The 11,898-nt window shown below is 71.7% G+C and carries 13 protein-coding genes; 8 read left to right on the top strand and 5 right to left on the bottom strand.

What is annotated here, in order from left to right:
* Window position 1: 1 nt before the first annotated feature.
* Together LMU33_RS37905 and LMU33_RS37900 are read right to left on the bottom strand one after the other, a co-directional pair.
* Window positions 2-697: a ribonuclease H family protein gene (locus tag LMU33_RS37905; RefSeq protein ID WP_228626090.1), complete on the bottom strand. Its 696-nt coding sequence runs from the start codon at window positions 695-697 to the stop codon at window positions 2-4.
* Between the two features lie 33 nt (window positions 698-730).
* Window positions 731-1,525, bottom strand: coding sequence for a VOC family protein (locus LMU33_RS37900; protein WP_228626088.1), 795 nt, complete (start codon window positions 1,523-1,525; stop codon window positions 731-733).
* 163 nt (window positions 1,526-1,688) lie between these two features.
* On the opposite strand from LMU33_RS37900, the gene LMU33_RS37895 reads away from it, so the two are divergent.
* The 5 genes from LMU33_RS37895 to LMU33_RS37875 all read left to right on the top strand — a co-directional run bounded on the left by LMU33_RS37895 (window position 1,689) and on the right by LMU33_RS37875 (window position 7,378).
* The gene (locus LMU33_RS37895; RefSeq protein WP_228626214.1) at window positions 1,689-2,696 is read left to right on the top strand and encodes a zinc-binding alcohol dehydrogenase family protein; all 1,008 of its coding nucleotides are present in this window, start codon (window positions 1,689-1,691) and stop codon (window positions 2,694-2,696) included.
* 252 nt (window positions 2,697-2,948) lie between these two features.
* Window positions 2,949-4,394, top strand: coding sequence for a family 2B encapsulin nanocompartment shell protein (locus LMU33_RS37890; RefSeq protein WP_228626086.1), 1,446 nt, complete (start codon window positions 2,949-2,951; stop codon window positions 4,392-4,394).
* Window positions 4,391-5,461, top strand: a complete 1,071-nt coding sequence (locus LMU33_RS37885) for a family 2 encapsulin nanocompartment cargo protein terpene cyclase (protein ID WP_228626084.1) — start codon at window positions 4,391-4,393, stop codon at window positions 5,459-5,461. The genes LMU33_RS37890 and LMU33_RS37885 overlap by 4 nt, the downstream gene beginning before the upstream one ends.
* 67 nt (window positions 5,462-5,528) lie before the next feature.
* Window positions 5,529-6,407, top strand: a complete 879-nt coding sequence (locus LMU33_RS37880; RefSeq protein ID WP_228626081.1) for a geranyl diphosphate 2-C-methyltransferase — start codon at window positions 5,529-5,531, stop codon at window positions 6,405-6,407.
* Between the two features lie 62 nt (window positions 6,408-6,469).
* The gene (locus tag LMU33_RS37875; protein WP_228626079.1) at window positions 6,470-7,378 is read left to right on the top strand and encodes an aminoglycoside phosphotransferase family protein; all 909 of its coding nucleotides are present in this window, start codon (window positions 6,470-6,472) and stop codon (window positions 7,376-7,378) included.
* Window positions 7,379-7,402: 24 nt separating this feature from the next.
* On the opposite strand, the gene LMU33_RS37870 is transcribed toward LMU33_RS37875, so the two are convergent.
* Window positions 7,403-7,885, bottom strand: a complete 483-nt coding sequence (locus tag LMU33_RS37870; protein WP_228626076.1) for a VOC family protein — start codon at window positions 7,883-7,885, stop codon at window positions 7,403-7,405.
* Window positions 7,886-8,027: 142 nt separating this feature from the next.
* On the opposite strand from LMU33_RS37870, the gene LMU33_RS37865 reads away from it, so the two are divergent.
* A complete protein-coding gene (locus LMU33_RS37865; RefSeq protein ID WP_228626074.1) occupies window positions 8,028-9,227 on the top strand; it encodes an epoxide hydrolase family protein in 1,200 nt (399 codons plus the stop codon).
* A gap of 13 nt (window positions 9,228-9,240) precedes the next feature.
* Here the strand turns inward: LMU33_RS37865 and LMU33_RS37860 are convergent, their stop codons facing one another.
* Entirely contained in the window at window positions 9,241-9,636 is a 396-nt protein-coding gene (locus tag LMU33_RS37860; RefSeq protein ID WP_308280842.1) for a helix-turn-helix domain-containing protein, read from the bottom strand.
* 267 nt (window positions 9,637-9,903) lie between these two features.
* Here LMU33_RS37860 and LMU33_RS37855 point away from each other — a divergent pair, with 267 nt between their 5' ends.
* Window positions 9,904-10,797 (top strand): RNA polymerase sigma factor SigF, encoded by an 894-nt coding sequence (locus tag LMU33_RS37855; RefSeq protein ID WP_228626071.1) that lies wholly within the window; start codon window positions 9,904-9,906, stop codon window positions 10,795-10,797.
* 94 nt (window positions 10,798-10,891) lie between these two features.
* Here LMU33_RS37855 and LMU33_RS37850 read toward each other — a convergent pair whose 3' ends face one another.
* Window positions 10,892-11,344: an ATP-binding protein gene (locus tag LMU33_RS37850; RefSeq protein WP_228626068.1), complete on the bottom strand. Its 453-nt coding sequence runs from the start codon at window positions 11,342-11,344 to the stop codon at window positions 10,892-10,894.
* 257 nt (window positions 11,345-11,601) lie between these two features.
* On the opposite strand from LMU33_RS37850, the gene LMU33_RS37845 reads away from it, so the two are divergent.
* Window positions 11,602-11,898: hypothetical protein (locus tag LMU33_RS37845; RefSeq protein WP_228626066.1), on the top strand; the 297-nt coding region annotated here is incomplete at its 3' end.

Genomic DNA, 11,898 nt, shown 5'->3' with positions numbered 1-11,898 from the left:
ATCAGGCCTCGGCGGTGCGGCACTCCGGGTGGCCCCAGCCCTGCGCGTTCTTGGCGATGGACTCGCCGGCCGCGTAGGAGCGGCCGCACAGGCAGCGGCCCGGGAACTTCGCCTTGATGGTGCGGGAGGACGCCGCTCCGCCGGTGCTGCGGGGCGCCTTCCTGCGCGGGGCGGCCGCCTTCGGGGTGCCGGGCGAGGGCGGCGGCTCCGGCGAGCCGAGCGCGCTGCCGGCCGCCTGCTGCACGGAGGCGGCCTGGCTGGCGGCGCGGTCGGCGAAGTCGTTCAGCGGGTCGCCGTCGACCTGGTGGGCCGGGACGTAGCGGAACTCGACCGTGCGGCCGTCGAGGAGCGCGTCGATGCGCACGACCAGGTCCTGGTTGGCGACGGGCTTGCCGGCCGCGGTCTTCCAGCCGTTGCGCTTCCAGCCGGGCAGCCAGGTGGTGACGGCCTTCATCGCGTACTGGGAGTCCATGCGGATCTCCAGCGGCACGTCGGCCTCGACGGCCGTGAGCAGCCGTTCCAGGGCGGTGAGTTCGGCGACGTTGTTGGTGGCCCGGCCCAGCGGCCCGGCCTCCCAGCGGGCGGGGGTCCGCTCGTCGCCGTTCGAGACCACCCATGCCCATCCGGCCGGTCCGGGGTTTCCCTTCGAAGCCCCGTCGCACGCGGCCACCACACGTTCACGCATACGCACGATCATGCCATGGCCGCGCCGGGCCCCGTCGCGGGTGGGTCAGACGTCCTTGACCTTGGGCATCTCACCCTCCGTGGTCGCGATGTCGATCACGGAGAAGTTCGCGCCCTGCGGGTCGCTGAGCGCCGCGAACCGGCCGAAGGGGCTGCTCATCGGCCCGAAGCGGAGGACACCGCCGAGCTTGGTGGCACGGGCCACGGCCTCGTCGCAGTCGTCGACGGTGAAGTAGACGTTGATGTACGACGGCACCTCGGGCGGGAAGTCGTCGGTCATCCGCATCCGGCCGAGGACGGTCTCCTCGCCGACGTCGAACATCCGGAAGTCCACGGCGTCGTCCACGATGTCCTTCATCCGGTAGGGGAAGACGGCGGAGAGGAAGGTGTCTGCCTTCTCGGGCTCACGGGTGAAGACCTCGGCCCAGCAGTATGCGCCCGCCGTCGCCGTCGCCTCGAAGCCCTCGTGGCTGCCGGCCTGCCAGACGCCGAAGACGGCCCCGCTGGGCTCGCGGGCCAGGCACATCGTGCCGAAGTCGCCGACCTGCATCGGCTCCATCAGCACCTCGCCGCCGTTCTCCCGGATCTTCTCCGCGGTCGCGGCGGCGTCCGGCGAGGCGAAGTACAGGCACCACTGCGACTGGCCCTCCTGGCCGGGCATGGGCGGGACCACGGCCGCCACCGCCTTGCCGTCCGCGTAGGCCTGCGTGTAGTTGCCGTACTCCGACGACGACTCGCCGAAGGTCCAGCCGAGGACGTCGCCGTAGAACCGCTTGGCTCCCTCGACGTCGTTGAACATCGCATCGGCCCAACAGGGCGTTCCCTCGGGTTGTACGGCCATGCTCGCGGCCCTCCTGGTCTTCGGTCCCGTACGGATGGTCCCCCGCCTGTGAGGCTTGCGTTCCGAAGCTCACGCTAGCGATCCGCCCGTCGGCCCGCGCGCCGAACCGGGGAAGCGCCCGGACAATGGGAGTGGAGGCGACGGTGCGATGACGACGGGCACGATGCGGGCGTGGTCGGTGGTGCTGCCGGGACCGGTCGACGGGCATCCCCTGCGGCTGGTGGAGCGGCCCGTGCCGGTGCCGCGGGCGGACGAGCTGCTGGTGCGGGTGCGCACCTGCGGGGTGTGCCGGACCGATCTGCATGTCGCCGAGGGCGATCTGCCGGTGCGCCGCGCCGGGGTGACCCCGGGGCACGAGGTGGTCGGCGAGGTGGTGGGGGCCGGGGCCGGGGTGCGGGACTTCGCGGCGGGTGACCGGGTGGGCGTGGCCTGGCTGCGGCGCACCGACGGGGTGTGCGCGTACTGCGTGCGGGGCGCCGAGAACCTGTGCCCGTACTCGGAGTACACCGGCTGGGACGCCGACGGCGGATACGCCGAGTACACGACCGTGCCGGCCGCGTTCGCCTACCGGCTGCCCGGCGCCCTGGCCGATGTGGCGGCTGCGCCGCTGCTGTGCGCGGGAATCATCGGGTTCCGTGCGCTGCGGCGGACCGGACTGCCCAAGGGCGGGCGGCTCGGCCTGTACGGGTTCGGGGGCAGCGCCCATCTGTGCGCGCAGGTGGCGCTCGCCGAGGGTGCCACCGTGCATGTGGTCACCCGGGAGCCCGCCGCCCGCAGGCTGGCCCTGGAACTGGGCGCGGCCTCCGCGCGGGACCTGGACGAGGCGCCGCCGGAGCCGCTGGACGCGGCGATCCTGTTCGCCCCGGCCGGCGAGCTGGTCCCGGTGGCCCTGCGCGCCCTCGACCGGGGCGGCGTGCTCGCCCTCGCCGGGATCCACCTGACCGACGTACCACCCCTGCACTACGAGACCGAGCTGTTCTACGAGAAGGAGCTGCGCAGCGTCACCGCGAACACCCGTGCCGACGGCCGGGAGTTCCTCGCCCTGGCCGCCCGGCACGGCGTTCGCGCGACCACGCACGCCTATCCGCTCTCCCGCGCCCCCCAGGCTCTTCGCGACCTCAAGGCCGGCCGGTTCGACGGGGCGGCCGTCCTGTACGCCGACCTGTCCTGAGCAGCAGGCAGGCTCACCACACCGGCGTACGCGAACCCGCGCGAGGGCGCAGTGCACCGGCGCCCGGGCACACGGTTCGCCGGTTGCGCCCCGATCAGCAGGTTTACACCACCGAGCGTCATGATCAGCCCCCTTCGCGCTGTATCGGGCACCTCACGAGGACTGTTTGGCTTGGCCCGGGTGCAGGATCACCACGCTCACCATCCGGCGATCCGGCCACCCCTGTTCGCACGCAGCTCCGCTGGAGGGAATGTGACCACCACACCGGACAGCGCCGCCGGCCCCGCCGTCGACGAACCAGCCCCCGACCCCGCGGCCGACGGGCAGCTCACCAGTCTGTCCACCCGGGCGGCACGCCGGCTCACCACGACCACCAAGTCCGAACCGCAGATGCAGGCCATCACCTCGCGATGGCTGCTGAAGACCCTGCCGTGGGTGGACGTCAAGGGCGGCACCTACCGGGTCAACCGCCGCCTCCAGCTGCGCACGGGCCGCGGCCGGGTGCACTTCGAGCACAACGGCGCCGACGACATCCGGGTCGTCCCGGAGACGCTGACCGAGCTGCCGATCCTGCGCGGCTACCCCGACACCGACGTGCTGCGGGAGATCGCCGGCCGCTTCCAGCCGCGGGAGGTGCGCGCCGGGCAGGTGCTGTTCGAGGCCGGCCAGCCGGTGACCGAGGCCTATCTGGTCGTCCACGGCCGGTTCACCCGCTACACCACCGGCAAGTACGGCGACGAGGAGATCACCGGGGTCGTCACCGACGGCGACCAGATGGGCGACGAGGCGGTCGGGCAGTCCGACCCCCTGTGGCTGTCCTCGGTGCGGGCCGAGACCGCGGGGGTGGTGCTCGCGCTGCCCTGGGCCGTCGTGCAGGAGTTCACCGGGCGCGTCCCCTCCCTCGCCGCGCATCTGCAGGCCTATGTCGAGCGGCAGCGGCTGCCGATGAACCGCAAGGGCGAGGCCGAGGTGCCGGTGCAGGCCGGCCATGTCGGCGAGCCCACGCTGCCGGGCGGCTTCGTGGACTACGAACTCGCCCCTCGCGAATACGAGTTGTCCCTCACCCAGACCGTGCTGCGGGTGCACACCCGGGTCGCCGACCTCTACAACCACCCGATGGACCAGACCCAGCAGCAGCTCCGGCTCACGGTCGAGGAGATCCGCGAGCGCCAGGAGTGGGAGCTGGTCAACAACCGGGAGTTCGGGCTGCTGCACAACGTCGACTACGGCCAGCGGATCAGCACCTTCACCGGCCCGCCGGTCCCGGACGACCTGGACGAGCTGCTGTCGATGCGGCGCAAGACCAAGGTGTTCCTGGCCCATCCCAAGGCGATCGCGGCGTTCTTCCGGCAGTGCAACCGGCGCGGTCTGGTGCCCGGCACCGCGAACGTCGACGGCCACGAGGTACCGGCGTGGCGCGGGGTGCCGATCTTCCCGTGCAGCAAGATCCCGATCAGTGACGACCACACCACGAGCATCATCGCGCTGCGCACCGGCGAGGCCGACCAAGGGGTGATCGGCCTCTATCAGACCGGCATCCCCGAGGAGTTCCAGCCGGGCCTGAACGTCCGGTTCATGGGCATCGACACAGCGGCGATCATCAACTACCTCGTGACCGCCTACTACTCGCTGGCGATCCTCGTGCCCGACGCGGCCGGGATCCTGGAGAACGTACAGATCGGCCGGTTCCCCGAATGACATCCGAGCACACCGTGAACACCCCCGCCGCCTCCTACACTCTGCCGGGGCCGCCGGACATCGCCGCCAGCCTGCGCAGACCCCGCCGCACGGGGGCGATCCCCGGGCTGCACCACCAGCCGGCCGTGCCCGCCGACCCGGTGCAGGCCGCCGAGGTCGACCGGCGCCTGGAGACCTGGGCCCGTGGCCTGGATCTGTTCCCGGAGGCCTGGAAGGGGGACTTCTCCGGCTTCCAGTTCGGCCGGGCCGTCGTACTGCAGCATCCGGGCGCGCTGGACGTGGACCGGCTCACGGCCGCCGGAAAGCTGCTGCTCGCCGAGAACATCGTCGACTCCTGCTACTGCGAGGAGGACGAGGGCCGGGGCGGGGCGCGCCGTGGCCTCGGCGGCCGGCTGATCATGGCCCAGTCGGCGCTCGATCCCTACCACGGCGTCCCGGAGCTGGAGGAGGAGTGGCGCCAGGGCATGCGGGCCGACGGTCCGCTGCGCTCGTACCACTTCGCCCTGGAGGACTTCGCCGGGTTCGCCACGCCCAGCCAGACCGACCGGTTCGTGCAGGACATCGCCCGGCTGCACCTGGGCTACCTCGCGGAGGCCGCCTGGGCGGAGACGCGGTACATGCCGCACGTGTGGGAGTACCTGGTGATGCGGCAGTTCAACAACTTCCGCCCCTGTCTGTCGATCGTCGACGCCGTGGACGGCTACGAGCTGCCCGAGCAGGTCTACGCCCGGCCCGAGATCCAGCGGATCACCGCCCTCGCCTGCAACGCCACCACGATCGTCAACGACCTGTACTCCTTCACGAAGGAGCTGGCCAGCGACCCCGGCCATCTGAACCTGCCGCAGGTCGTCGCCGCCAACGACCGGCGCGGGCTGAAGGCCGCCTATCTGAAGTCCGTCGGGATCCACAACCGGATCATGGCGGCCTTCGAGGAGGAGTCGGCCCTGCTGTCGGCCACCTCGCCGCTGGTGGAGCGCTATGCCCGGGGGCTCGCCGCCTGGGTGTCCGGCAACCACGAGTGGCACGCCACCAACACCCACCGCTACCACCTGCCCGACTACTGGTGACGGCCCTCTTCCGAAACGCCGTCACCTGCACCAGGAACACCGTAACAAGCACCACGAGGAGCCACCTTTGACCACCGTCCCCGTTGCCCGGACCACGTCCGTTCCGGTCCCGACCCAGTCCGTCTACCAGAGCCGGGTCGCCGACTACTGGAACGCCGAGGAGAACCCGGTCAACCTCGAGCTCGGCCGGATCGACGACCTGTACCACCATCACTACGGCATCGGAGCGGCCGACCGTACGGTGCTCGACGAGCCCGATCCGGACCGGCGCCGGGACCGCGTCACCGCCGAACTGCACCGCCTGGAACACGCCCAGGCCGAACTGCTCGCCTCGCATCTCGGCCCGCTGACCCCCGCCGACCGGGTCTTCGACGCCGGCTGCGGCCGGGGCGGGGGCAGTGTCGTGGCGCATCTGCGCTACGGCTGCCACGCCGACGGCGTCACCATCTCCGCCAAGCAGGCCGGGTTCGCCGGCGAGCAGGCCCGCGGCCGGGGCATCGACGACAAGGTGCGCTACCACCACCGCAACATGCTCGACACCGGCTTCGAGACCGGTGCGTACGCGGCCTCGTGGAACAACGAGTCCACCATGTACGTCGAGCTGGACCTGCTGTTCGCCGAGCACGCCCGGCTGCTGCGCCGCGGCGGACGCTATGTGGTGATCACCGGCTGCTACAACGACACCTACGGGCGGGCCTCGCGCGAGGTGTCGCTGATCAACGCCCACTACATCTGCGACATCCACCCGCGCTCGGAGTACTTCAAGGCGATGGCCCGCAACCGGCTGGTGCCGGTGCACGTCGAGGACCTGACCGAGGCGACGATCCCCTACTGGGAACTGCGCCGGGAGGCCGACCATCTGGTCACGGGCATCGAGGACACGTTCCTGGACGCCTACCGCAACGGCAGTTTCCAGTACCTGCTGATCGCGGCCGACCGGATCTGAGGCCGGGCCCCGGCGGAAATTCCGTCGACAGCGAGGGCGTCGAGGCGCTGGGATGGGCCGCCATGAGTGCCCACGACAGCCTCAGTCCGCCGCGGCTGCACGCGGACGAGGTCGACCTCGACGCCCCGCTGGTCCAGCGCCTGGTCGCCCGCCGTTTCCCGCAGTGGGCCGCGCTGCCGGTACGCCGGCTGCCGTCCTCCGGCACCGAGAACGCCATGTTCCGGCTCGGCGCCGACCTGCTGGTACGGCTGCCCCGGCGGCCCGGCGCCGTGGCGGACGTGGGACTGGAGCAGCGCTGGCTGCCCCGGCTCGGGCCGCAGCTGCCGGTCGCCGTGCCCGAGCCGGTGGGCATCGGCGAGCCGGACGAGGGCTATCCGTGGCCCTGGTCCGTCTTCCGCTGGATCCAGGGGCGCAACCCGGTGGCCGGCGCGGTGCGGGAGCCGGAGCGGCTGGCCGAGGACCTGGCGGTGTTCGTGCGCGCCCTGCGCCGGATCGACCCGCAGGACGCGCCGACCGGCTACCGGGGCGGCCCGCTGCGGGACCGGGACGAGCCCACCCGGGCTGCCGTCGCCGAGCTGGGCGCACGGGTCGACGCCGGCGCGGTCACGGCCCTGTGGGAGGAGTCCCTGCGGGCCCCGGGGCACGCGGGGCCTCCGGTGTGGGCCCACGGGGACCTCTCCCCCGGGAACGTACTGGTCGACGACGGCCCGCTGAGTGCGGTCATCGACTTCGGCTGCGCGGGAGTCGGTGACCCGGCGGTGGATCTGATCGTGGCCTGGAACCTGCTGCCCGCGTCCGTCCGGGACACCTTCCGCAAGGCCGTCGGCGCCGACGACGCCCAGTGGGCGCGGGGGCGGGGCTGGGCGCTGTCGGTCTCGCTGATCCAGCTGCCGTACTACTGGGACACCAACCCGGCCCTGGCGGAGAACTCCCGGCATGTCATCGCCGGGATCCTGGCCGAGGCCGGGTGACGGTCGCGGACCGACCGGGGTCCGCTACTCCCCCGCGAACGCCTTCTCCAGGGCGGCGACGTCCAGCTTGCCCATGGCCAGCATGGCCTTCATGGTGCGGGTCGCCTTCTCCTGGTCCGGGTCGCCGAGCAGATCGGGCATCCGGTCGTAGACGACCTGCCAGGAGACGCCGTACTTGTCCTTGAGCCAGCCGCAGGGGCCGCCCTCGCCGCCGTCCTCGGTGAGCTTGGCCCAGTAGTGGTCGATCTCCTCCTGGTCCGAACACATGATCTGGAAGGAGATCGCCTCGTTGAACTTGAACTGGGGGCCGCCGTTGAGCGCGACGAACTTCTGGCCGTTGGCCGTGAACTCGACGACCAGCACGGAGCCGGCCGGGCCGGGACCGGCCTCGGTGTAGCGGCCGACGCGACCGATGCTGGAGTTCTTGAAGACCGACACGTAGTACTGCGCGGCCTCCTCGGCCTGGCCGTCGAACCAGAGACAGGTGACGAATCCGTCGGTGGTCATGAGCACCTCCTGGGCGGGGAACACGGTCGTGGGTGTGGACCGATCCTCGCGGCGAAACTCATCGGCCATGCCGCCGAACAATTCGGCCGGACCGCCGAATAATCCGGGCGGGCGAACGGCGCCCCCGCCTAGCATCCCGATCATGACCTCCACACCCGCCGAACGCATCGAACCCATCCGGCTGTCGGTGCCGCAGGGCGACCTCGACGACCTGCACGACCGGCTCGACCGCACCCGCTGGCCGGCCGAGCTGCCGGGGGCCGGCTGGGAGTACGGCGTTCCGGCCGGGTATCTGCGGGAGCTGGTGCGGTACTGGCGGCACGAGTACGACTGGCGGGCCGCCGAGGCCGAGCTGAACCGGTGGCCGCAGTTCACCACCACGATCGACGGAGCCAAGGTCCACTTCGCCCACGTCCGCTCCCCGGAGCCGAATGCCACGCCGCTGGTGATCACCCATGGCTGGCCGGGCTCGATCGTGGAGTTCCTGGATGTGGTCGGTCCCCTCACCGACCCGGTGGCGCACGGCGGCGACGCGGCGGACGCCTTCCATGTCGTCGTGCCGAGCATTCCCGGCTTCGGCCTGTCCGGGCCCACCACCGAACGGGGCTGGGAGGCGCGCCGGGTGGCCGACGCCTGGGCGGAGCTGATGCGACGGCTCGGCTACGAGCGGTTCGGGCTGCAGGGCGGCGACTGGGGCGCGGGGATCTCGCGCGAGCTGGGGCGCGTGCATCCGGAGCGGGTGATCGGCGTCCACCTCAATCTGCTGCCGGGCGCACAGGCGGCCACCGAGCCGACCGAGGCGGAGCTGGCCGCGCTCGGTCCCGAGGAGCGGGAGCGGACCCTGCGGTCCTGGCGCCGGTGGGACGCGTGGCTCCGCGACGGCGCCGGGTACGCGGGCCTGCAGTCCACCCGTCCGCACACCCTCGGCTACGCCCTGACGGACTCGCCCGTCGGTCAACTCGCCTGGATCGTCGAGAAGTTCCGGGAGTGGGCCGACTGCGATGAGCTGCCGGAGGAGGCGGTGGACCGGGACCGGCTGCTGACCAACGTGATGCTGTACTGGCTGACCGGTACGGCCGGTTCGTCCGCCCGTATCTACTACGAGCGGGCCCACGTCGCCGGCGACCGCGCGTGGCAGCCGGCCGAGCCCTCGACGGCGCCGACCGCGCTGGCCGTGTTCCCGGCCGACCCCCAGATGCCGCTGCGGCACCGGGCGGAGCGGACCGAGAACCTCGTGCGCTGGACGGAGTTCGACCGGGGCGGCCACTTCGCGGCGATGGAGGAGCCGGACCTCATGATCGACGACGTCCGGGCGTTCTTCCGGCAGCTCCGCGAGAAGTGACCCGGCCGCCGCGTCAGGCGGCCAGGCAGAGGCCGTTGTAGGGGCGGTGCGGCGCGGCGGCCGTCCGGTGCTGGGCGCCCGCGCGCCTGGTCAGCTCGCCCTGTGCCAGGGAGAGCAGGTCGCCGAGGCCCAGGCCGAGGGCGTGCGCCGCGGCCGCGAGGACCTCCGAGGAGGCCTCCTTGCGGCCCCGCTCGATCTCGGACAGGTAGGGCAGCGAGATCCTGGCCGCGTCGGCCACGTCCTTGAGGGTGCGGTCCTGGGCCCGCCGTTCACGGCGCAGCACCTCACCGACCAGGTCGCGCCACAGGGGCTCCTTGGCCGCCACGGGCTCGGACCCGGGTGTCGCGGAGCGGGCCGGCACCGGTCGCAGGGGGATCACTCGGGCTTCGTTGCTCACCTGGTCGCTCACCCCCGTCAGCCTAGGAGCCTCGAGCCGTGGGACAAGGGCGCGGCATTGCGCCCTGAGGGAAACCCGTCCTCCGGGACAGGCACCGGGCGTTTTCCGGGTCCGGCATCGGGCATGCATGCGCGGCGTGACCGGGGGTACCCGCCCCGTGAGCACGCCCGCTGGTACGCATGAAACAGGATGTTTCGGGTACACGCGGCGAACATCAGGAAATGGATACGCAAAGGCCGCCGAGGCAGACACAGAGCCGTGACTTTCGTGGGAGAGGTAATGGACACCGCCGTGATCCGGTCGGAAGCAGAGGTCGCCGAGAGGACCGAGCAGGACAGGACGGGCGAGGCATCGGTATCACTGCCAGGCATTGCGGAACCGGCGTCCGTCGCACCACGTGACGCACGGGAGCTGTCCCGTCAGTTCTTCCGCCGGCTGGCCGAGCTGGACGAGGGCACACACGAATACCAGTACGCGCGCAACACTCTCATCGAAATGAACATGTCGCTGGTGCGGTTCGCGGCCGGACGGTTCCGGGGCCGCGGCGACGACATGGAGGACATCGTCCAGACCGGCATGATCGGCCTCATCAAGGCCATCGACCGGTTCGAGCTGGCCCGCGAGGTGGAGTTCACCTCGTTCGCGCTGCCGTACATCGTCGGTGAGATCAAGCGGTTCTTCCGGGACACGACGTGGGCGGTGCACGTGCCGCGCCGGCTCCAGGAGGCGCGGGTGGAGCTGGCCAAGGCGCGTGAGGAGCTGTCCAGCCGGCTGGACCGGGACCCGACGGTGGCCGAGCTGGCGACCCTGATGAACATCTCCGAGGACGAGGTGGTCGAGGCCCAGCTCGCCTCCAACGGCTACAACTCCGCCTCCCTGGACGCCGCGCTCACCGGCGACGGGCCGGAGGAGGGCGAAGCGGTGCTCGCCGACTTCATCGGCGTGGAGGAGGAGGGACTGCGGCTCGTGGAGGACTTCCACGCGCTCGCGCCGCTGATGGCGGAACTCAGCGATCGGGACCGGCAGATCATCCATCTGCGGTTTGTCGAGGAGGCCACCCAGGCGGAGATCGGGGAACAGCTCGGCTGCTCCCAGATGCATGTGTCGCGGCTGATCAAGCGGATCATCGCCCGGCTGCGCGAGGGGATGCTCGGCGAAGTCGACCGCGTCTGAGACCGGGAACCCGAGATCCCTGGGATCGGGGCCCCGAGAAGGAGGCGGCGGCGCGTCCGCCGCCTCCGTGGTCCGGTTCAGCGGGCGGTTCGGTTCACCGGCTGAGTTCGAAGCGGACACGCACCCGTTTGCCCACGGGCACGCGCTCCGCGGTGACCTCGGAGGCCAGCGCGTACACGATCTCCATGCCGTGCCGTCCCACGCGTTGGGGGTCTGTGGGGAAGCGGCGGGGAAGGGCGGAGCTGCTGTCGTAGACGCACACCGTGATGGCGCTGTCCGTGCCTTCCAGTTCCAGGATGTACGGGCCGTTGCTGTGCCGGTCGGCGTTGGTGACGAGTTCGCTCACGACCAGGAGCAGCTCACCGTAGGCGCGGCGGTCGGCGACGGCGCACCACTCGGTGCGCAGTTGCTCCAGGAAGCGCGCGGCGAAGGCACGCGCCTCGGCGATGCAACCGGGTTCGCCGGTGTAGTGCGCTGCGCGCCTCAGCGGCTCCACGGGTACGTCGAAGCCAGTCGGTATCACTGCCCCGCCCAGGTGCTTGGTCATGCTGTCTCTCTCGGAAAGCCCGGCCCGGCCAGGTCGCCTGCTGCACCTGTCCTCGTACCCCGTGCCGGGCTCCGCAGTCCCCCGGGGCGTTCGCCGACCGCGCACAGTGGCGATGGTCACGCTGCCCGGTGGCTACGGCCGCTCACTGCGCGGGCTGCTCCCCCGGCTGCTGCTCCGGAGGCGTTTCCTCCGGCTGCTGCTCCGGAGGCGATTCCTCCGGCTGCTCCTCCGGGGACGACTCCTCCGGCTGCTGCTCAGTGGGCGAGACCTCCGGCTGCTGCTCGGTGGGCGTCTCCTCCGACGGCTGTTCGGTGGGCGTCTCCTCCGACTGCTGTTCAGTGGGCGTGGTCGCCGACCCGCCGGGCGTGCCGGGGGCCGGAACGGAACTCTCCGAGGACGGCGGCGCGGAGGTGGGCGTCTGCTGCTGCGACGGCTTCTCCGTCGCGGACGGGGGCGCGGACGACCTCTCGGTCGACGGGGAGCCCGCTGACGGCGACACCGGCCTGGCGGAGGAGGACTCACGGGACGACGGCGTCGACTCCGGCGACTTCGAC

This window comes from Streptomyces barringtoniae (assembly GCF_020819595.1).
GTDB classification, from domain to species: domain Bacteria; phylum Actinomycetota; class Actinomycetes; order Streptomycetales; family Streptomycetaceae; genus Streptomyces; species Streptomyces barringtoniae.
This window is presented reverse-complemented; position numbering and strand designations above follow the sequence as displayed.